The sequence below is a fragment of the Microvirga antarctica genome (assembly GCF_017921815.1).
GTDB lineage: Bacteria > Pseudomonadota > Alphaproteobacteria > Rhizobiales > Beijerinckiaceae > Microvirga > Microvirga antarctica.
Map to the genome: position 1 here is coordinate 47,741 of NZ_JAGEMM010000005.1, position 19,464 is coordinate 67,204.

The window sequence follows — 19,464 nt, forward strand, 5'->3', positions numbered from 1 at the left end:
TTCCCGGGGGCAGATGCATGACCTATGAGACCATCCTCGTCGAGACTCGCGGCTCCGTGGGCCTCATCACCCTGAACCGGCCCCAGGCCTTGAACGCGCTCAACTCCGCCGTGCTGGCCGATGTGCTCTCCGCACTGGCGGCGTTCCAGGCCGACCGGGGTGTCGGCTGCATTGTCGTGACCGGATCCGAGAAGGCCTTTGCGGCCGGTGCGGACATCAAGGAAATGGCCGATCTCACCTATCCGGATACCTATCTGGGCGACTTCTTCTCGGGCTGGGACGCGGTTGCGAGCCAACGCAAGCCGATGATCGCGGCCGTTGCCGGCTTCGCGCTGGGCGGGGGCTGCGAGTTCGCGATGATGTGCGACTTCATCATCGCTGCCGAGAACGCGAAGTTCGGCCAGCCGGAGATCAAGCTGGGCGTCATGCCCGGCATGGGCGGCACCCAGCGCCTCACCCGCCTCATCGGCCGCGCCAAGGCGATGGAGATGTGCCTCACCGGGCGGATGATGGGAGCAGAAGAAGCCGAACGAGCGGGCCTCGTCGCGCGCGTGGTGCCGACGGCCGACCTTCTGGCAGAGGCCATCAAGACCGCCGAGACCATCGCGTCCATGTCGCCGGCCGCCGTGATGATGACCAAGGAAAGCATCGGCCGGGTCGATGAAACCTCGCTGGCGGAAGGCGTGCGCTTCGAGCGCCGGGTGTTCCATTCCATGTTCGGCACCGACGACCAGCGCGAGGGCATGAAAGCCTTCGTCGAAAAGCGTCCGGCCCAGTTCAAGGCGCGTTGACCCTTATCCATGGGCGACCTCGGATTCGACACGCTCGCGGCGCTCGCCGCGATCTCCCTGCTGGCGGGCTTTGTTGACGCCATTGCGGGGGGCGGCGGCCTCCTCACCGTGCCTGCCCTCATCCTGGCGGGCCTCGATCCCGCCCAGGCCATCGCCACCAACAAGGTGCAGGGTTCGGTCGCGGCCGCTTCCGCCACCTGGACGTTCTGGCGCAAGGGAATGATCGACTGGAAAAGCGCCTGGCGGTTCACCCTGATGGCCTTTCTGAGCGGGATCGCAGGCGCGCTGTGCGTCCGCTTTCTGCCCCGCGCGGTGCTGGATCTCCTGATTCCCGTTCTGTTGATCGTCATCGCGATCTATTTCGCGCTCTCGCGCAAGCTCCAGGATGCGGATGCGGCGGCCCGCATGACAGCGCTGACGTTCGGGCTGACGGCGCCGGTGGCCATCGGCTTTTACGACGGCATCTTCGGGCCGGGGGCCGGCTCCTTCTACATGCTGGCCTTCGTCACGCTGCATGGCTACGGCGTCGTGCGCGCGACCGCCCATACCAAGCTGCTGAACTTCGCCAGCAATTTCGGGTCCCTGCTGCTTTACGCGGCGACCGGTGCGGTGGTCTGGCCCCTGGGCCTGGTGATGGCGGGCGCTTCCCTCATCGGCGCGCAACTCGGGTCGCGCATGGCCCTGCGCTTCGGCGTCCGGATCATCCGCCCGTTGCTGGTGGCGGTGTCGAGCCTGATGGCCTTGCGGCTGCTGCTCGACCCGGCCAATCCGTGGCGGCGGGCGCTCGCGACGCTTTTTTGACGCCCCCTGCCGGGTCGCCGTTGACGTTCCGCGGTCTCTTGGCTATAAGCCGCCCCACACGAGCCCGCGCTTGAAGCGGGCTTTCCGGTTTCCATGCAATCAACCGACCGCCGCCAGGGCCACATCGAGCCTGGTTTCGCGTATCGGATTTTTAAAGACGAGGACAGGCCCATGGCCAACACCGTGTCGGCCAAGAAAATGACCCGCAAGATCGCGAAGCGTACCGCGGTCAACAAGTCGCGTCGCAGCCGCGTTCGCACCTTCATCCGCAAGGTTGAGGAAGCGCTCGCCACCGGCAACCAGACGGATGCGGCCGCGGCCCTTCGCGCGGCCGAGCCGGAGATGATGCGGGCCGCCCAGAAGGGCATCCTTCACAAGAACACCGCCTCGCGGAAGGTCTCGCGCCTGGCGAGCCGCGTGAAAGCGCTGACGGCCTGAATTTCGTCCCATTGGGACATCGAGACGACCTGAAAACCCGGCCTTCGCGCCGGGTTTTTGCTTGTCTGGAGCCGGCTTTCCAACCTGCCGATTTGTCCACAATGCCCCTTGACTTCATGGTCTCTTCAAGGGGTGATTTTTGCCCTCTGCGAGTTTCAATCGCGCACGAAAGCCCGAATATATTCAACAGTTTAGCAGGCAAAGGTTCGCAACGCATCGGAATCACGTGCGGCCCGGACCCGAATCGCCTCTGATTCAACATCACCCGAAAACCTTTTTTGAGGAGGGTCTCAGGGGGGTCGGCGGAACACTGAATCAGTTGCGGAGTCAGCACTTTATGGAAGCCCGGGAAAAGCTGTGGACGACGCTGTGGGCATCTGCGACCCGTCGCGCGCAGTCCGATCCGCCTCGGGCGTGTTGCACCCCCCCGACCCCCTGTGTAAGGTCACCTCACTTCAGCGGTCCGCCGCGAAGTTATCCAATCAAGTTGCAAGGTATACAGCTCAGTTGCGGGGATAGAGCGTTGTTTCATGTGAATACGAAGCAAGACTTGGCTCAGCACCGCCTGATGGCTTCTCTTGATAAAACTTGACGGGCTTTGACGCAGGGCTTCCGCAGCGGACGGCCCGACGGAATAGTTAAGAGATCATCTTCGGTAAAGTTGTGGCGTCAGGTGCTTGAACAACCTGGGCGGGGCAGTTTCTTTGTGTTTTTGACGATCAATATGGGGCGTAAGGACCATCGCGCGTTGCGGCGGCCCTTAGGGGAGGAATCTTGATGTTTCGGAGCGAGGATCACCGCACCTTTGCGGCGGCCAGCGAGAGCGGCGTTGCGGGTGCGGCAGACCAGGGAGCGACGGAGACCTGGACACGCGTCAAGCGCCGGCTCCGGGCGGAGCTGGGCGAGGATATCTTCTCGAGCTGGTTCGGCCGTCTGGAACTGGATACCGTCGTCGATGGCTGCGCCTATCTGACTGTCCCGACCCGTTTTCTGAAGAGCTGGATCGAATCGCATTATTCCGACCGTGTGCTTGCGCTCTACCGCACCGAGGCTCCCCATCTCGAGCGCGTGATCGTCGCCGTCCGCAGCGGCGTCGGCCGCGATCAGTCCGCCCTGCGCCGCCCGGCCGAGATCGCCCGGCTCGGTCCAGGCCCTGCTCTGGCAGGCGCCAAGCCGATCGGTGAGGTCAAACCCCTGTCGCTTGCCGCGATCCCCGAGGAGCGCAACGAATCCGGCGAACTCGGTGGCGCGCCGCTCGACACCCGGCTGACCTTCGACAGCTTCATCGTCGGCCGTTCCAACGCCCTGGCGCATGCGGCAGCCGACCGGGTCGCCCACCATCAGAACGGGCAGGCCATCTATAACCCGCTCTATCTCCATGCGGGCGTCGGCCTCGGCAAGACCCACCTTCTGCACGCCATCGGCCATGAGGTCCGCTCGCAGGGGCGACGGGTCATCTATCTGACGGCCGACCGCTTCATGTATGGGTTCGTGGCCTCGTTGAAGGCGCAGACCTCGCTGGCCTTCAAGGAACGCCTGCGCGGCATCGACCTGCTCATTCTGGACGACGTGCAATTCATCCAGGGCAAGCAGATCCAGCAGGAATTCGGCCACACCCTCAACGCCCTCATCGATGCGGGACGCCAGATCGTCGTGGCGGCGGACCGGCCGCCGACCGATCTCGAGGCGCTCGACGAGCGGGTCCGCTCGCGCCTTGCGGGCGGGCTGGTGGTCGAGGTTGGCGGTCTCGACGAGGCATTGCGCGCCTCGATCCTGTCCACCCGCATCGAGGCGCTGAAGATCGTCCATCCGACCTTCGATGTGGGCGCCAATGTGATTGCCTATGTGGCCCACGCCATCACGGCGAACGGACGTGACCTCGAAGGCGCGGTGAACCGCCTGCTGGCCCACGCGACCCTGTCGGGATCGGCCATCACGCTGGAGACGGCCGAGGTCGCGATCCGCGATCTGGTGCGCAACCGCGAGCCCAAGCGGGTCAAGATCGAGGACATCCAGAAGCTCGTGGCCTCGCGCTACAACGTCTCCCGGTCGGACATCCTGTCGGAGCGCCGCACCGCCGCCGTCGTCCGGCCACGGCAGATCGCCATGTACCTGTCGAAAGTGCTGACCCTGCGATCCCTGCCGGAAATCGGCCGCCGCTTCGGCGGGCGGGACCACACCACCGTCCTGCACGCGGTCCGCAAGATCGAGAAGGCGCTGGGCGAGGACAACACCTTGAGCGACGAGGTCGAATTGCTCAAACGCATGCTTCAGGAATAGGGAGCCGGCACCGTCGACGGGGCAACCTCGGTGGCTTGTTGAGGAAACCCCTCCACGGCCTTGCTTTTGGGGTGAACCTTCGTCACTCTTGCCGCCCCGCTTGATCTGTCCGGCTGCTGGATGACGGATGCCGGGGTTTGAGCCAATAATTCCAACGAAAACGGGTGTTGGTCGATGAGAGTTACTGTTGAGCGAGCCGCTCTGCTGAAGGCGCTTGGGCACGTGCACCGCGTCGTCGAGCGCCGCAATACCATTCCGATCCTGTCGAACGTGCTGCTGCGCGGGGAAGACGGCTTGCTGCGCCTGAAGGCCACCGATCTCGACATCGAGGTCACGGAAACGCTGCCGGCCGATATCTCGGAGCCCGGCTCGACGACCGTTCCGGCCTACATGATCTACGATATCGTGCGCAAACTGCCCGACGGGGCGCAGGTCTCCCTCGAGATGAGCGGCGACAGTGGCCAGATGCAGATTCGCTCCGGCCGCTCGCGCTTCATGTTGCAGGCGCTGCCGGAAAGCGATTTCCCGGATCTCGCGGCGGGCGACATGCCGCACCGCTTCACGCTGTCGGCCACCGACCTCAAGCGCCTGATCGAGAAGACGCAATTCGCCATCTCGACCGAAGAGACGCGCTATTATCTGAACGGCATTTACCTGCACACCATCGATGTGGGCGGCGCGACGATGCTGCGGGCGGTCGCCACCGACGGCCACAGGCTCGCCCGCGTCGAGCTGCCGGCGCCCGCAGGGTCGGACGGGATGCCGGGCGTCATCGTTCCGCGCAAGGCCGTGGCCGAGATCGTCAAGCTCGTCGAGGACGGCAGCGAAACGGTCACCATCGAGCTCTCGGCCGCCAAGGTCCGGCTGACCTTCGACGGGGTGGTGCTGACCTCCAAGCTGATCGACGGCACCTTCCCCGATTACCAGCGGGTGATTCCGGTCGGCAACGACAAGCTGCTGACCGTGGAGCGGAGCGATTTCGCCAAGGCGGTCGATCGCGTCTCGACCATCTCGTCGGAGCGCGGCCGCGCCGTGAAGCTGGCGCTCGGTGATGGCCGGCTGACGCTGACCGTCACCAATCCGGATTCCGGCAGCGCCACCGAGGAAATCGAGGTCGATTACGATGCGGCGCCGATCGATATCGGCTTCAACGCCCGCTATCTCCTCGACATCACGGCCCAGCTCGACGGCGACACCGCCCTGTTCAAGCTCGCCGATCCCGGCTCGCCCACCATCGTCCAGGACCGCGAGGGCGCCTCGGCGCTCTATGTCCTGATGCCGATGCGCGTCTAGGACCACGCGGCCTCCGTCGCGCCGGGTCCCGGCGCGACGGCGAGGCGCTTGATCTTTCGGTCCGCGTCCGGGAAAAGGGCATGACATCATCATGCCCGCTTCCTCCGCAACGCTCATCACGCGCCTGATTCTCCAGGATTTTCGCACCTATGCGAGCCTGGACCTTTCGGTGACGCGCCCGCTCGTCGCGCTTGTGGGCGAGAACGGCGCGGGCAAGACCAATCTGCTCGAAGCCCTGTCGCTCTTCATGCCCGGCCGCGGCCTGCGGCGCGCCGATCTCGCCCAGATGATCCGGCACGACGTTCCGGCGGGATTTGCCGTCTCGGTCAGCCTCGACGCGCCGATCGGCGAAACGCGTCTTGGCACCGGCCTCGAGCGGACGGCCCCGGACGCGCGACCGTCGCGCGTTTGCCGGGTGGCGGGCGCCGGCGTCTCGTCGGCGGCGGCGTTTTCCGAATACCTGCGCATCGTCTGGCTGACGCCTGATCTCGACGCGCTGTTTCGCGGCGCTGCCGGCGACCGCAGGCGCTTCCTCGACCGGCTCGTTCTGGCGGTGGATTCCGAACACGGGGCGCGGGTGAGCGCGCTCGAACGGGCGCTGCGCTCGCGCAACCGCATCCTCGATGAGACTCCGGACAACCGGCTCTGGCTCGACGCGATCGAGCGCGAGGTCGCGGAACTCGCGATCGCGGTCGCGGCCGCCCGGCAGGAGACCGTCCATCGGCTGGGGGCCCTGATCCTGGCGACCCGCGACGACACCTCGCCGTTTCCCTTTGCGACCCTGAGCCTCGAGGGCGACATCGACAGCCTGGTGGCGTCCCATGCCGCTGTCGATGCGGAGGACCGCTATCGGGCGATCCTGCGGGAAGGCCGCGCCCGCGACCGGGCGGCCGGGCGCACCCTCGTGGGGCCGCAGGCCACCGACATGCTGGTGCGCCACGGCCCGAAGGACATTCCGGCCCATCTCGCCTCGACCGGCGAGCAGAAGGCGCTGCTCATCGGCCTGGTGCTCGCCCATGCGCAACTCGTCGGCAGCATGACGGGGATCGCCCCGTTCATCCTCCTCGACGAGGTCGCGGCCCATCTCGATCCGCGCCGGCGCGCCGGGCTGTTTGCGGCGCTCGAGGCGCTGGGCGGCCAGGTCTGGATGACCGGGGCAGATCCCGATCTCTTTGTCGAATTGCGGGGCCGGGCCGACCTCCTGCACGTCACCCCGGGGCAAGTGGTGCCGCTCTCGGCATGAGCCCGCGGGCTGGCGTCGGCGTCCGCAAGCCGCTACGACCTCTCCCATGAAAATGAACGATATCCCCTTCGGCACGACCGATTGGTCGTGCGTCGCGCCGACCACCCATCCGGGCGAGGAGGGCCACGCCCTGTGGCGCACGCAGCATTTCGGCACCGTGCGGGTGCGGATGGTGGAGTACTCGCCCGGCTACCTGGCCGACCATTGGTGCAGCAAGGGCCACATCCTGCTGGTTCTTGCGGGCGAACTGGTCACCGAGCTGGAGGATGGCCGGGTGTTCACGCTCACAGCCGGCCAGAGCTATCAGGTCGCCGACAATGCCGAGCCGCACCGGTCGCGCACCGAAAAGGGCGCTAGCCTCTTCATCGTCGACTGACCCATACCCGTCTGGCCCGCGATGCCGTAAGATCGCGGCGGGAGAACGCCTCATGGATCTGGCTGGACTGCTCGTCTTCTCGACCGCCCTTTTCATCGCCGCGGCTTCGCCCGGACCGGGCATCGCCGCCATCGTGGCGCGCGTGCTGGGCCGGGGCGCCCGCGGTGCGATGGCGTTCAGCCTCGGGGTCGCCATCGGCGACGTGGTCTGGCTGACCTTCGCGGTCGTCGGCCTCGCCGCCTTGGCGCAGGCCTTCCACGGGGTCTTTCTGGTGGTGAAATGGGCCGGCGCCGCCTACCTCCTGTACCTCGCCTACAGGCTCTGGACGGCCCCGGTCGTGCCGCACGATGTGGCCGTCGGCGAAGCGCCGGCCGAACGGCCCTTCCGGCTCTTTCTCGGCGGTATCGCAGTGACGCTCGGCAACCCCAAGCCGATGGTGTTCTACCTCGCGCTCCTGCCGACCCTCATCGACCTCACGCAGCTCAGCGCGCTGGGCTACGCCGAACTCGTCGCCGCCACGATGGTCGTGCTGACGGTGGTGTTTGCCGGCTATATCCTGCTCGCCGTGCGGGCGCGCCGATTGTTCACCAGCGCGACGGCGATCAGGCGGCTCAACAAGAGCACCGGCGCCGTGATGGCCGGCGCGGCGGTCGCCATCGCGGCGCGGTGAGCGGATAAGGCCGGCTCTTGTCGTTTTCCCACGCTTTTCCCGCGCGCGTAGGCGCGCGGGGGTGAAATTTCAACGATGAGTGACTAAATAGTTGATCTGACGAATCAAAGACCGAGTGCGCATGGTCTCCGCCGCGCTCCACAAGGACTCTCCATGGCCGAACCCGCGATCCACATGAATGTCGATGCCTATGGGGCCGATTCCATCAAGGTTCTCAAGGGCCTCGATGCCGTGCGCAAGCGGCCCGGCATGTATATCGGCGACACCGACGACGGCTCCGGCCTCCATCACATGGTCTACGAGGTGGTCGACAACGCCATCGACGAGGCGCTGGCGGGTCATGCCACCGAGGTGACGGTGACGCTGAACGCTGACGGATCGGTGACCGTCACCGATAACGGGCGCGGCATTCCGGTCGATATTCACACGGGCGAGGGCATCTCGGCCGCCGAAGTGATCATGACCCAGCTCCATGCGGGCGGGAAATTCGACCAGAATTCCTACAAGGTCTCGGGCGGCCTGCACGGGGTCGGCGTCTCCGTGGTCAACGCGCTCTCGAGCTACCTGAAGCTGCGGATCTTCCGCAACGGCAAAGAGCACGCAATGGAATTCCGCCATGGCGTCGCGGTCTCGCCGCTCGCCGTCATCGGCGACGCTCAAGGGCGCCAGGGCACCGAAGTGACGTTCCTCGCCTCCACCGACACCTTCACGATGGTGGAATACGATTACGAAACGCTGGAACACCGTTTGCGGGAGCTGGCCTTCCTCAATTCCGGCGTCCGCATCATCCTGACGGACAACCGCCACGCCGAGCGCAAGCGCGAGGAATTGATGTACGAGGGCGGCATCGAGGCCTTCGTGCGCTATCTCGATCGCGCCAAGACCCCGCTGATCAGCGAGCCGGTGGTGATCCGCTCCGAGCGCGACGGCATCGGCGTCGAGGTCGCCTTGTGGTGGAACAATTCCTACCACGAGAGCGTGCTCTGCTTCACCAACAACATCCCGCAGCGGGATGGCGGCGCGCATCTGGCGGGCTTTCGCGCCTCGCTGACGCGCCAGGTCAACGGCTATGCGGAATCCTCCGGCCTGACCAAGCGCGAGAAGGTCTCGCTTACCGGCGACGATTGCCGCGAAGGCCTGACGGCGGTGGTGTCGGTCAAGGTGCCCGATCCGAAATTCTCCTCGCAGACGAAGGACAAGCTCGTCTCGTCCGAGGTGCGGCCGGCAGTCGAGAACGTCGTCAACGAAGCGCTCAACAACTGGCTCGAGGAACATCCGGCCGAGGCGCGCAGCGTCGTCGGCAAGGTGGTGGAAGCAGCCGCCGCCCGCGAGGCCGCCCGCAAGGCGCGTGAGCTGACACGGCGCAAGGGCGCGCTCGACATCGCGTCCCTTCCCGGCAAGCTCGCCGATTGCCAGGAGCGCGATCCGTCGAAATGCGAAATTCTCCTCGTCGAGGGCGATTCCGCCGGTGGTTCGGCCAAGCAGGGCCGCGACCGCGCCTTCCAGGCCGTGCTTCCCTTGCGCGGCAAGATCCTCAACGTGGAGCGCGCGCGCTTCGACAAGATGCTGGGCAGCCAGGAGATCGGCATGCTGATCACCGCACTCGGCACCGGCATCGGCCGTGAGGAATTCAACCCCGACAAGCTGCGCTACCACCGCATCATCATCATGACGGACGCGGACGTGGACGGCTCGCATATTCGCACGCTGCTGCTGACGTTCTTCTTCCGCCAGATGCCCGAACTGATCGAGCGCGGGCACCTCTACATCGCCCAGCCGCCGCTCTACAAGGCGACGCGCGGCAAGCAGGCGCTCTATCTCAAGGACGAGCGCGCACTCGAAGACTTCCTGATCGATTCCGGCATCGACAACGCTTTCCTGCGGCTGGAATCCGGCCTGGATTTCCAGGGCGAGCAGCTGAAAGGCCTGATCGAGGAGGCCCGCCTCGTCCGCCAGGTGCTGCAGAGCCTGCATTCGCGCTATGACCGGCGCGCGGTCGAGCAGGCGGCCATCGCCAGCGCGCTGCGTCCGGATGTGGTCGAAGACCCGCAGCGGGGCCCTGCGGCGGCAGCCTATATCGCGCAGCGTCTCGACCTGATTTCGGACGAGCTGGAACGCGGCTGGAGCGGCGAGGTCCGCGATGGCGGGTACGCTTTCTGGCGCACCGTGCGTGGCGTCAAGCAGGTCTCGGTGCTCGACCAATCGCTGATCGCCAGCCAGGAAGCCAAGAAGCTCGACGAGCGCTCGAAATCGCTGCAGGACGTCTACGCAAAGCCCGCAGCCTTGGTCCGCAAGGGCGACGAAATGCTCATCGACGGCCCGCTGACGCTCTTCACCTCGGTGCTGGCGGCCGGCCGCAAGGGCCTGCAGCTTCAGCGCTACAAGGGCCTGGGCGAAATGACCGCGCAGCAGTTGTGGGAGACCACCCTCGACCGCGACGTGCGATCGCTGCTTCAGGTCAAGGTCAAGGACGTGACGGATGCGGACGATCTCTTCGTCAAGCTGATGGGCGACGTGGTCGAACCGCGCCGGGAATTCATCCAGGAAAACGCGCTGAGCGTCGCCAATCTGGACGTCTGATCCCCGACTCGACGCCGGGGACGGTTGGGTGCATTCTTCGGCCACGGTCGTCGGCTGGAGGGCCTGCCCGTGACGCTCCGATTGTCGTTCCATGGGGCTGCCGGCACCGTCACCGGATCGTGCTTCCTGCTGGAAACCGCGACGGCCCGGGTGCTGGTCGATTGCGGGATGTTCCAGGGTTCGAAATCGGAGCGGGAGCTGAATTATCGGGCTTTTCCGTTCCGCCCCTCCGGCCTTGACGCGCTCTGCCTCACCCATGCGCATATCGACCATAGCGGGCTTGTTCCAAAACTGGTGAAAGCCGGGTTTGACGGTCCGATCTATGCGACCGCCAGCACCACCGACCTTGCCTCGATCATGCTGCCGGATTCGGGGCATATCCAGGAGATGGAGGTCGAGAGCCTCAACCGCCGCAACCGCCGTCGCAGCCGCCCGACGGTGACGCCGATCTACACCGCCGCGGAGGCGGTGGCCTGCCTGTCCCAGTTCCGGCCCGTGGCCTATGGAGAGTGGCAGCCGGTCGCGGCGGGGATCCGCGCCCGGTTCTGGAACGCCGGGCATCTTCTGGGCTCGGCCTCCATCGAGATCGAGGTGACGCAGGACGGGCCGGCGCCGCCCATCCGCCTGCTGTTCTCGGGCGATGTGGGGCCCGACCACAAGCTCCTGCAGCCGGACCCGGAAGGGCCACGCGACCTCGACTACATCATCGTGGAATCGACCTATGGCGACACCGATCGGGCGGGCGTGACGGTCGAGAGCCGTCGCCGGATGCTGCGCGACGAGGTGCGGGCCGCCACGCGCCCGAGCGGCGCCCTTTTGATCCCGTCCTTTGCGGTCGAGCGCACGCAGGAACTCCTCGTCGACCTGCTCGCCCTGATGGAGGCGGGCGAGTTGCCGGACATTCCAGTCTTCATCGATTCGCCGCTCGCCACAAAGGCCAGCGCGATCTTCCAGCGTCATGCGGCCGAACTTGAACATGGCGACGAACTGGTGCGCGCGCTGCAATCGCGCTGGGTGCGGTTTACCGAGAGCGTCGACGAGAGCAAGGCGATCGATCGCATTCACAGCTTCCACATCATCATCGCGGCGAGTGGCATGTGCGAGGCCGGACGCATCCGCCATCACCTCAAGGCCTGGCTCTGGCGCGACGACGCGACGGTGCTGTTCGTCGGCTATCAGGCGCAGGGAAGTCTTGGCCGCATCCTGCAGGAAGGCGTGTCCCGCGTGCGGATCCAGGGCGAGGACGTCGAGGTGCGGGCGCGGTTGCGAACGCTGGATCTCTATTCGGCCCATGCCGATGCGCCTGAGCTGAAAGCGTGGCTGACCGAGCGGCTGCCGGTGAGGCGGGGGGTCTTTCTTGTCCACGGAGAAACCGACGCCCTGACGGCCCTGCAAACCCTGCTCGGGCCCCTGGGACGCGCACCGCACGCCATCGTGGCGGCGCTCGACGATGTCTATGAACTTTCCGGCGACGCTGCCGTGCCGGCCGATGGCGGCGAGCCCCGCCTGCCGCCCGCCAGCGCGGGTCATCGCGATTGGCACAACGACTACGCGCAAGTGCTGCTGGCCTTCAGCGACGCCATCGACAAGGCGGCCGACCGCAACGCCAAGGAGGTGATCCTGAGACGGGTGCGGCGCGCGATCGAGGACGCACCGTGAAGCGGTCTCAGTATGAGAGCATCAACGGAACCGGGCATGTCTTCAACATCCCCTGCGTGGTGCCGCCGAGCACCATTTCGCGAAACCGGGAGTGCATGAACGCCCCCATGACGATCATGTCCGCCCGCGTCAGATGAGCGTGGTTGCGCAAGGTTTCTGCCACATTGCCGTCGACCACGGGAAGGGTCAGGACGCTGACCGGAACCCCGTGCCGTGACAGATGGGCTGCCGCCTCGGCGCCAGGGACCGAATCCGCCAGGTCCTTTTCGCCGATCACGCTCACCAGCTCGACGATCTCCGCCGCGCGCAGGAAAGGCAGGGCGTCGTTCAGGGCGCGCGCGGCTTTTCCCCCGCCGTCCCAGGCCACCACGATGCGCTGTCCTGCAAATGTCTCGTGCGCCTTCGGCACCACGATCAGCGGGCGGCCGCTCTGGGTCAGGATCGCCTCGATCAATCCCCGTTCGGCCGCCAGCGCGACAGGCTCAGCATCAAGGATCGTCAGGTCATGGCTGCGCGCCAGATCCGTAAAGCTCTCGATGAGCTTCGGATAGGAAAGTTGGGGCGCTTGCGTCGTGCAGGAGAGGCCGCAGGCCGAAGCGGCCCGGAGCGCGTTCTCGGCCACAGCCTGCGCGAGGGCGTCAAGCCTGCGATTTTCGGTCAGAACCAGATGCGCCGCCACACCGCCGATGAAGGCGCCGGTCATGACGAGTTTCAACGAGGCCGACTCGACAGTGACGTGCGCATCGGCCGCGCGCGCCAGGGACAAACCGTACGGCAAAGCCGACCCCGCCTGGTCCGGGTCGCCTTCTTGGATCAGGCCGATGAGGATACTTTTCAGGTTCTGAAGCATGGGTGCGTTCCTTGCTGCGGCGATCGGGTTATCGGCCGAAATCCGCCGCAAAAGCGGGACCCGGCGGGCTTCTCTCGTGGGCCGCAACGTTAGGCGCGGCGCGACGCGGCGCCATTGATTCTGATCAAGCGCACGGAGACGGCGGCCGGTTCTTCCCGCCCGTATTGCGATAGATCAACAGGTTCGCTCCGAGCCCCGCGGATAGTGGGCGCACTTGGCGGATCCGTCCGCTGTCGGAGAGATTCCCATGCCCGCGTGCGCGTCCCTTTCTCCACGATCCGGCACGTCGTGTCCGCCAGCACGTTGACCGGCGCGGCGCTTGAGGCGCCCACATGGAATCACACCGAAACGGCGGGTCAGATCCGCATCGGCCTGGCGGGCGATTGGAGCGCGGAGCACGCCCCCGGCATCGAAGTGGCAGTGGCTCAGATTTGCGATGTTTGCCAGCCGCATGCCCGGATCGTGCTCGATCTCTCGGCCATGCAGCGCCTCGATACGGCCGCCGCCTGGCTGATCGACCGCACACGCCATGAACTCGTGGGCGAAGGGCACACCGTCACCCTTTCGGGCGCCCGCGACGAGCACCGCATCCTCATCGACGAAGTCGACCATTACGACATCCCGAAAGAGCACAAGGCGGACGATGCGAGCGAGGTGACGCTCGTCCTGTCAGGCGTCGGCCACGGCGTGGTCGATGCCGGCGGCGAAGTGATGGGCGGCTTGCGATTCCTGGGCGAATTCGTGGTCGCGCTCGGCAAGGCGATCCTTCATCCCGGCCGCTTCCGGGGCACGGCCCTCGTTGCCCAACTCGACCGCGTGGGCCTGCGCGGCGTTCCCATCATCGCGCTGATCTCGTTCCTGGTCGGCGGCATCATCGCCCAACAGGGCATCTTCCAGCTTCGCCGGTTCGGCGGAGGGGACTTCGTCGTCGATCTCGTGGGCATTCTGACTTTACGTGAGCTGGGCGTGCTGCTCACCGCCATCATCATCGCGGGTCGATCCGGCTCCTCTTTCACGGCCGAAATCGGCTCGATGAAAATGCGCGAGGAAATCGACGCGATCCGCGTCATGGGCCTGGACCCGATGGAGGTCCTGATCATCCCACGGATTCTGGCGCTGCTGATCGCTCTGCCCCTCCTCACCTTCCTGTCCGACATGTCGGCGCTGCTCGGGGGCGGCCTCGTGGCGTGGCTTTACGACGGCATGAGTCCGACGGTTTTCCTGTCCCGGCTCAAGGACGCCATCCTGCTCAATACGTTTCTGGTCGGCCTCATCAAGGCGCCCTTCATGGCGCTGATCATCGGGCTGATTGCGGCCATCGAAGGCCTGGCCGTGAAGGGCTCGGCGGAGTCGCTGGGCGAGCACGTCACGGCCTCGGTGGTCAAGGGCATCTTCATGGTGATCGTGGTCGATGGCCTCTTCGCCATCTTCTTCGCAGCCATCGCCTATTAGGGCGATTGACAATTCTCAACCGTCCGGCCGGCCGCCCAATCTATTCTGCCAGACTCTCATCAGGACAATGGCCATGATCAAAGACGTTCTCGTTCACCTCGACGGCTCCCCTCACGACGAGGAGCGGCTGCTGGAGGCCGAGGCAATCGCTTCCATCGGCAGCGCCCACCTGACCGGATTGTTCACCAACGCGCTCCCGGATTTCGCCACCCTGGTGCCTCTGGACGGCGGAGCGCTTGCGGCCGAGATGATCACGTCGCTCGATATCGACGCCCGTCGCGAAGGCGCGGTGATCGAGGCCCGGCTCAATGAACGCCTCGCCCGCATGGCCGGCCCGAACGACGTTCGCCGCATCGACGAGGTGGATGCGCGGCTGCCGTCCTGCGCCGCCACCGAGGGACGCTGGGCGGACCTGTTCGTTCTCAGCCGCCCAACAGGAGATGCGGATGTGGCGCGCTGGAAAGCCCTGTTCGAGGCTGTGCTGTTCGAAAGCGGACGGGCGGTTGTCGTCGTGCCGCCCGGTTATCGCGCACCCGACGCCATCCGACGCGTGCTGGTGTGCTGGCGCGACACGCGGGAATCCGCGCGCGCCGTCGCCGCCGCAACGCCGATTCTCGCGCAGGCGACCCGCACGACGGTGTTGATCATCGATCCGCGGCCCCTCCTCACCGGAGAAATCGGCGAGCCTGCGGCCGACATCGCGGCCCATCTCGACCGGCATGGGGCGAAGGTCGACGTCAACGTCGTGACAAGCGGCGACCGGGACGTCAGCGAGGTGATCCTCGAACAGGCCAAACGCCTCTCGGCCGACCTGATCGTCATGGGCGCGTATGGTCATTCACGGTCGCGGGAGTGGCTGATGGGCGGCGCCACGCGCGACCTGCTGGAGACCTCCCCCATCCCGCTCCTCATGGCGCATTAGCGCGCAGGCGGAGACCGCCTCGCGCCTGACCCGGGTTCATGCGAAACTGCGGCCATCAGGCAGCCGGAGGAACCCCGCATTGGCGCGTATCGCCTTCGTCGATTTCGAGGCCTCGTCGCTCGGAAAGCATGGCTATCCGATCGAGGTCGCGTGGGTGTTCAGGACCGGCGAATCAGCAAGCTTCCTGATCCGTCCCGAACCGGCCTGGACCGATTGGGCGGATGACGCCGAGGCGCTTCATGGCCTGACGCGCGCCCGCTTGCTGGCTGAGGGCCGCCCGGCCGGGGACGTGGCCGCCGCCATGCTGGCAGCGCTCGAGGGGCACGCGATCTACGCCACCGCGCCGTCCTGGGACGGCCATTGGATGAGCCTGCTGCTGCGTGCCGGGGGCCTGCCCCGTCATGCCCTGCGGCTGCAGGATACACAGGTCGCCCATCGCGATCTGGTGGTCGGCATTCTGACAGCGGCCGGGGTGCCTGAATCCCTGCACGAGACACTCCTCGCCGAGCTTCTGCCGCCCGACGGCAAGGCCGCCGACGGCGAGAGCCCGCCGGCCCACCGGGCGCTGGCGGATGCCCGCCAGGAACAGCGCCTGTGGCTTGCCCTCAAGAGCCGGGCGCAGGAGAAAGCGGCCCGCTTCAGGATGCAGGCTTGAGATCGCTGAGCAGCGTCGGCAGCAATTCCGACACGGTCGGGTGGATGGGCACCGATCGCTGGATCACGGTGTAGGGCGCATTCGCATACATGGAGTCGAGGAGCCCGTGCACGACCTCGTCGCCGCCGACGCCCAAAATGGCCGCGCCAAGAATGCGCTGGCTGTCCGCGTCGACGACGACTTTCATGAACCCTTGCGTTTCGCCCTTCTCGATGGCGCGGCCGACGCGGGTCATGGGGCGGGTGGAGACCAGCAGTCGCTTGCCGGTGGCGCGGGCTTCGGTCTCGGTCAGTCCGACGCGGCCGAGCGGCGGATCGATGTAGAGCCCGTAGGCCGGCAGGCGATCGCTCACCCGCCGCGTCTCGCCGTCAAGCAGATTGGCGGCGACGATCTCGAAATCGTTGTAGGCAGTGTGGGTGAAGGCTCCTCTGCCGTTGCAATCGCCGAGCGCCCAGATGCCGGGCGCGGTGGTACGCAGGGTGTCGTCAACCACGATGGAGCCGCGCGCATCGATGTCGACACCGGCCTTGTCGAGCGACAGATCGTCGGTATTGGGGCGCCGTCCGACGGCTACCAGCACATGGCTGCCGATCTCGTCGGGATCGCCGGACGCGCAGGTGACCCCCACGGCGATGTCGGTCCCGCGCGGGGCAAAATGGATGCACTCCGCGTTGAGCCGCAGGCGAATGCCCTCGCGCTCGAGAATGGCCGCAATGGCGGCCGAGATATCCGGGTCCTCGCGCTGGATCAGGCGCGGGCCTTTCTCGACGATGGTCACCTCGCTGCCGAAGCGGCGATACATCTGGGCGAATTCCAGCCCGATATAGCTGCCGCCGACGACCACCAGATGGCGCGGCACAGTCTCGAGGGCGAGGATCGACGTGCTGGTCATCACCGCAACGGCATCGATCCCCGGAAAATCCGGCACGGTCGCGCGCGCCCCCACATTGATGAAGATCTGCGGCGCGCTCAGCATCGCGTCGCCGACCTGGACCTGCGTGGGGGACAGGAACCGGGCGTGTCCTTCCAGCAGCGTGCAGGTCTTGAGCGCGCGCAATCCGGCTTCCACATTGGCGCGCGCCTTGGTGACGACCGCGTCCTTGCGGGCTTTGACGGCCGGCATATCGATCCCGATCGGCAACCCGATGACGACGCCGTAATCGGCAGCGCGGCGCGCGACGTGCGCGGCGGCCGCGCTTGCCACGAGAGTCTTGGTGGGCATGCAGCCGGCATTGACGCACGTCCCGCCGAAGAACTTGCGTTCGATGAGCGCGACGCGCTTTCCCGCATGGCACAGGCGGGTGGCGAGCGGCGGACCGGCCTGTCCGGCACCGATGATGATGGCATCGAAGCTGCTCTCACTCATCGCATCGCCACCACGATCAGGATCGCGCCCAGAATGGCCACCACGTCCTCAACCAGGGCGGCCGGAAGATCGCGGCCGAAGGCTGCGGCCAGACGGGCGCGCGCCGCGGCTCCGCCGAGGGTCCCGATCACCGCCCCGACAAGGCCCGCCACCAGACCGCCGATCATCGATCCGCCCGCAATGCCGAGCGCGGCGCCGCTGAGGGCGCCGCTGACAAGGCGAGCGCCGAACTGCATCGGCACCTTGCGGCTCGGCGTCGACGGCAATTGGTCCGTGATGAGTTCACCCACCGCGAGAACGGTCAGGATGTAGGGCGTATAGGCGAAGCCCAAAAAGGCGAGCCAGGTCCCCTCCAGAGGCAGCCAACCCGCATGGGCAACCCAGCTGACGACGGCCGGGGCCATCATAGCCCTGAGACCGGCGACGACCCCGATCAGGCCGGCGAGAAGCATGGCAAGCATGGTTCCGATCCCCCTCTATCCGGGCCGAAGCCTCGACGATGGCATCGCCTTGGCTGGACGCTGGGCCAGTCGTCGCCCCTGGACCCTACGGTAGCGCGACTGCCCAAGCCGACGCCACCAGAGAATGGCGCCCGGGACAAACGCACTGGACGCTCCTCCCGCCCGGAGATAGAGACGGGATCGACGACCGCACCGGCACGCCTGACGCAGCGCCGTCCTGTTCGCTGGCGGTCAACGGGCAAACGCGTTGCGCGAGGCATTGGTCGCCCGTCCTGAAGAAGGGCTTCCCCATGTCACCCGTCACGCTCCTCGGTTTCCTCGTCTTGACGGGAGCGGCGGCCTACGCCCAGACCCTGACGGGCTTTGCCTTCGGGCTGATCACCATGGGGGGCATCGCGCTCACTGGTCTCCTGTCGCTGCCGGATGCCGCAGCCCTCGTCAGCGTGCTGACTCTGGTCAACGCGGTGCAGATGCTCACCAAGGGCTGGCGCGATGTGGCCTGGCGGGAATTCGGCCTCGTCATGGCGACCAATATTCCGATGCTCGTCGTCGGCTATGTGCTGCTCGAGTGGCTGGCCGAGACCCGGACCGACATCCTGCGCCTGATTCTTGGGATCATCATCATCCTGTCAAGCCTGCAACTGGCGCTGCGCCCGCAGCCCCTGGGGCGGAAATCCGGCAGCGGATCCTTTGCCGCCTTCGGCATGATTTCCGGCCTCATGGGGGGTCTGTTTTCGACCGCCGGGCCGCCGCTGGTCTATCATTTCTACCGCCAGCCGATGCCGCTCGCGAGCGTGCGCGAAACCCTGGTGACGGTGTTTGCGCTGAACGCGGTCGTGCGGATCTCACTGGTGACGCTGTCGGGCAACCTGCCGACCGGCTCGGCCTGGTGGGGCCTTCTGGCCATTCCGATGGTGATGGTCTCGACCCACGCCGCGCGCCGGTGGCCGCCGCCGATCTCGGCCGCGATGCTGCGACGGATCGTGTTCGTACTGCTCTTCCTGTCGGGCGTTTCGCTCGGCGCGCCGGCCCTCGTCCATCTGCTGCGCGGAGCGAACTAGCGGCTCATCGCGGACGTGGCGGCGCGCTGGCTCGGGCTGTTGAGCGACGGCGGCGCGTTGATGCCGAAGGTGATGGCCCAGACGCACAGGCCGATCCCGACCATCACGGCCAGCCAGTTCAGGCTTTTGTCGAACCAGGGATCCTGCGGAAGCGAGAGCGTGGGCTCGGATTTCTTGCGCGGCGGGAGTTCGGTGGGCATGGGCTGACCTCAAAAGCCGAAGGCTTCGAGACGCATCATCGCGCCCAAAAGGGCAGCAGCCGACTAGGGAACCACTGGTGCGGCCTGCATATCCGAAAACACCAGCTTTTGACAGGGGCGAGGCCGTCGCAGCTGCTATTCGCCGGCTGCCTTCAGCTTGGCGAGGATCTCGTCCATGCTGTCCTTGACGGTGATGATCTTCAGGCTCTCGCTGTTCTGGCCGATCGCCATCAGCCGCGTATAGACCTTGTCGCCGTATTTGTGCGGCGTGAAGCTGATGATGTTCGTCATGTTGACGCACACCGGTGCGTCACCCGAGTCGATAAATTGCAGCCAGGCCATGCATCCTCCGTGATCGTGGCGCGC

The 19,464-nt window shown here is 66.3% G+C and carries 19 protein-coding genes; 14 read left to right on the forward strand and 5 right to left on the reverse strand.

Features of this window, described 5'->3' with window-relative positions:
* Positions 1-17: 17 nt before the first annotated feature.
* From J4G32_RS15100 to J4G32_RS15145, 10 genes are all read left to right on the forward strand, one after another.
* Entirely contained in the window at positions 18-791 is a 774-nt protein-coding gene (locus J4G32_RS15100) for an enoyl-CoA hydratase (protein ID WP_210496158.1), read from the forward strand.
* A gap of 9 nt (positions 792-800) precedes the next feature.
* Entirely contained in the window at positions 801-1,592 is a 792-nt protein-coding gene (locus J4G32_RS15105) for a TSUP family transporter (RefSeq protein WP_210496159.1), read from the forward strand.
* 171 nt (positions 1,593-1,763) lie between these two features.
* Complete coding sequence (gene rpsT / locus J4G32_RS15110; protein WP_210496160.1) at positions 1,764-2,030, forward strand: 30S ribosomal protein S20; 267 nt, start codon at positions 1,764-1,766, stop codon at positions 2,028-2,030.
* Positions 2,031-2,807: 777 nt separating this feature from the next.
* Entirely contained in the window at positions 2,808-4,310 is a 1,503-nt protein-coding gene (gene dnaA / locus J4G32_RS15115; protein ID WP_210496161.1) for a chromosomal replication initiator protein DnaA, read from the forward strand.
* Between the two features lie 174 nt (positions 4,311-4,484).
* Positions 4,485-5,603 carry a DNA polymerase III subunit beta gene (dnaN, locus tag J4G32_RS15120; protein WP_210496162.1) on the forward strand — a complete coding sequence of 373 codons (1,119 nt, stop codon included), beginning with the start codon at positions 4,485-4,487 and terminating at the stop codon, positions 5,601-5,603.
* Positions 5,604-5,694: 91 nt separating this feature from the next.
* Positions 5,695-6,846: a DNA replication/repair protein RecF gene (gene recF / locus J4G32_RS15125; RefSeq protein WP_210496163.1), complete on the forward strand. Its 1,152-nt coding sequence runs from the start codon at positions 5,695-5,697 to the stop codon at positions 6,844-6,846.
* Positions 6,847-6,892: 46 nt separating this feature from the next.
* Complete coding sequence (locus J4G32_RS15130) at positions 6,893-7,222, forward strand: DHCW motif cupin fold protein (protein WP_210496164.1); 330 nt, start codon at positions 6,893-6,895, stop codon at positions 7,220-7,222.
* Positions 7,223-7,274: 52 nt separating this feature from the next.
* Entirely contained in the window at positions 7,275-7,892 is a 618-nt protein-coding gene (locus J4G32_RS15135) for a LysE family translocator (RefSeq protein WP_210496165.1), read from the forward strand.
* 153 nt (positions 7,893-8,045) lie between these two features.
* Positions 8,046-10,472 carry a DNA topoisomerase (ATP-hydrolyzing) subunit B gene (gene gyrB / locus J4G32_RS15140; protein ID WP_210496166.1) on the forward strand — a complete coding sequence of 809 codons (2,427 nt, stop codon included), beginning with the start codon at positions 8,046-8,048 and terminating at the stop codon, positions 10,470-10,472.
* A 69-nt stretch (positions 10,473-10,541) separates the two neighbouring features.
* Positions 10,542-12,131 carry an MBL fold metallo-hydrolase gene (locus J4G32_RS15145; protein ID WP_210496167.1) on the forward strand — a complete coding sequence of 530 codons (1,590 nt, stop codon included), beginning with the start codon at positions 10,542-10,544 and terminating at the stop codon, positions 12,129-12,131.
* 7 nt (positions 12,132-12,138) lie between these two features.
* Here the strand turns inward: J4G32_RS15145 and J4G32_RS15150 are convergent, their stop codons facing one another.
* Positions 12,139-12,981, reverse strand: coding sequence for a universal stress protein (locus J4G32_RS15150; RefSeq protein ID WP_210496168.1), 843 nt, complete (start codon positions 12,979-12,981; stop codon positions 12,139-12,141).
* A 255-nt stretch (positions 12,982-13,236) separates the two neighbouring features.
* On the opposite strand from J4G32_RS15150, the gene J4G32_RS15155 reads away from it, so the two are divergent.
* The 3 genes from J4G32_RS15155 to J4G32_RS15165 all read left to right on the forward strand — a co-directional run bounded on the left by J4G32_RS15155 (position 13,237) and on the right by J4G32_RS15165 (position 16,010).
* Entirely contained in the window at positions 13,237-14,433 is a 1,197-nt protein-coding gene (locus J4G32_RS15155) for an ABC transporter permease (RefSeq protein WP_425515523.1), read from the forward strand.
* A gap of 73 nt (positions 14,434-14,506) precedes the next feature.
* Complete coding sequence (locus J4G32_RS15160; RefSeq protein WP_210496169.1) at positions 14,507-15,355, forward strand: universal stress protein; 849 nt, start codon at positions 14,507-14,509, stop codon at positions 15,353-15,355.
* Positions 15,356-15,434: 79 nt separating this feature from the next.
* Positions 15,435-16,010: a 3'-5' exonuclease gene (locus tag J4G32_RS15165; protein WP_246505113.1), complete on the forward strand. Its 576-nt coding sequence runs from the start codon at positions 15,435-15,437 to the stop codon at positions 16,008-16,010.
* Here J4G32_RS15165 and J4G32_RS15170 read toward each other — a convergent pair.
* Together J4G32_RS15170 and J4G32_RS15175 are read right to left on the reverse strand one after the other, a co-directional pair.
* Entirely contained in the window at positions 15,994-17,376 is a 1,383-nt protein-coding gene (locus J4G32_RS15170) for an FAD-containing oxidoreductase (protein WP_210496170.1), read from the reverse strand. The genes J4G32_RS15165 and J4G32_RS15170 overlap by 17 nt on opposite strands.
* Positions 17,373-17,837, reverse strand: coding sequence for a DUF4126 domain-containing protein (locus J4G32_RS15175; protein WP_210496171.1), 465 nt, complete (start codon positions 17,835-17,837; stop codon positions 17,373-17,375). The genes J4G32_RS15170 and J4G32_RS15175 overlap by 4 nt, the downstream gene beginning before the upstream one ends.
* Positions 17,838-18,127: 290 nt before the next feature.
* Between J4G32_RS15175 and J4G32_RS15180 the strand changes: the two genes are divergently transcribed.
* Positions 18,128-18,898, forward strand: a complete 771-nt coding sequence (locus J4G32_RS15180; protein ID WP_210496172.1) for a TSUP family transporter — start codon at positions 18,128-18,130, stop codon at positions 18,896-18,898.
* Here J4G32_RS15180 and J4G32_RS15185 read toward each other — a convergent pair.
* Entirely contained in the window at positions 18,895-19,098 is a 204-nt protein-coding gene (locus tag J4G32_RS15185) for a hypothetical protein (protein WP_210496173.1), read from the reverse strand. The two genes, J4G32_RS15180 and J4G32_RS15185, sit on opposite strands and share 4 nt — an antisense overlap.
* A gap of 135 nt (positions 19,099-19,233) precedes the next feature.
* The gene (locus J4G32_RS15190; protein WP_210496174.1) at positions 19,234-19,440 is read right to left on the reverse strand and encodes a hypothetical protein; all 207 of its coding nucleotides are present in this window, start codon (positions 19,438-19,440) and stop codon (positions 19,234-19,236) included.
* Positions 19,441-19,464: the final 24 nt, after the last annotated feature.

What these genes read in the sequence shown, in the direction of transcription:
- J4G32_RS15180 (WP_210496172.1), top strand. Translation starts at nt 18,128, where the DNA reads ATGTCACCCGTCACGCTCCTCGGTTTCCTCGTCTTGACGGGAGCGGCG.
- J4G32_RS15135 (WP_210496165.1), top strand. Translation starts at nt 7,275, where the DNA reads ATGGATCTGGCTGGACTGCTCGTCTTCTCGACCGCCCTTTTCATCGCC.
- J4G32_RS15185 (WP_210496173.1), bottom strand. Translation starts at nt 19,098, where the DNA reads ATGCCCACCGAACTCCCGCCGCGCAAGAAATCCGAGCCCACGCTCTCG.
- dnaN (WP_210496162.1), top strand. Translation starts at nt 4,485, where the DNA reads ATGAGAGTTACTGTTGAGCGAGCCGCTCTGCTGAAGGCGCTTGGGCAC.
- rpsT (WP_210496160.1), top strand. Translation starts at nt 1,764, where the DNA reads ATGGCCAACACCGTGTCGGCCAAGAAAATGACCCGCAAGATCGCGAAG.
- J4G32_RS15105 (WP_210496159.1), top strand. Translation starts at nt 801, where the DNA reads ATGGGCGACCTCGGATTCGACACGCTCGCGGCGCTCGCCGCGATCTCC.
- J4G32_RS15175 (WP_210496171.1), bottom strand. Translation starts at nt 17,837, where the DNA reads ATGCTTGCCATGCTTCTCGCCGGCCTGATCGGGGTCGTCGCCGGTCTC.
- recF (WP_210496163.1), top strand. Translation starts at nt 5,695, where the DNA reads ATGCCCGCTTCCTCCGCAACGCTCATCACGCGCCTGATTCTCCAGGAT.
- J4G32_RS15190 (WP_210496174.1), bottom strand. Translation starts at nt 19,440, where the DNA reads ATGGCCTGGCTGCAATTTATCGACTCGGGTGACGCACCGGTGTGCGTC.
- J4G32_RS15130 (WP_210496164.1), top strand. Translation starts at nt 6,893, where the DNA reads ATGAAAATGAACGATATCCCCTTCGGCACGACCGATTGGTCGTGCGTC.
- gyrB (WP_210496166.1), top strand. Translation starts at nt 8,046, where the DNA reads ATGGCCGAACCCGCGATCCACATGAATGTCGATGCCTATGGGGCCGAT.
- J4G32_RS15150 (WP_210496168.1), bottom strand. Translation starts at nt 12,981, where the DNA reads ATGCTTCAGAACCTGAAAAGTATCCTCATCGGCCTGATCCAAGAAGGC.
- J4G32_RS15100 (WP_210496158.1), top strand. Translation starts at nt 18, where the DNA reads ATGACCTATGAGACCATCCTCGTCGAGACTCGCGGCTCCGTGGGCCTC.
- J4G32_RS15160 (WP_210496169.1), top strand. Translation starts at nt 14,507, where the DNA reads ATGATCAAAGACGTTCTCGTTCACCTCGACGGCTCCCCTCACGACGAG.
- J4G32_RS15170 (WP_210496170.1), bottom strand. Translation starts at nt 17,376, where the DNA reads ATGAGTGAGAGCAGCTTCGATGCCATCATCATCGGTGCCGGACAGGCC.
- dnaA (WP_210496161.1), top strand. Translation starts at nt 2,808, where the DNA reads ATGTTTCGGAGCGAGGATCACCGCACCTTTGCGGCGGCCAGCGAGAGC.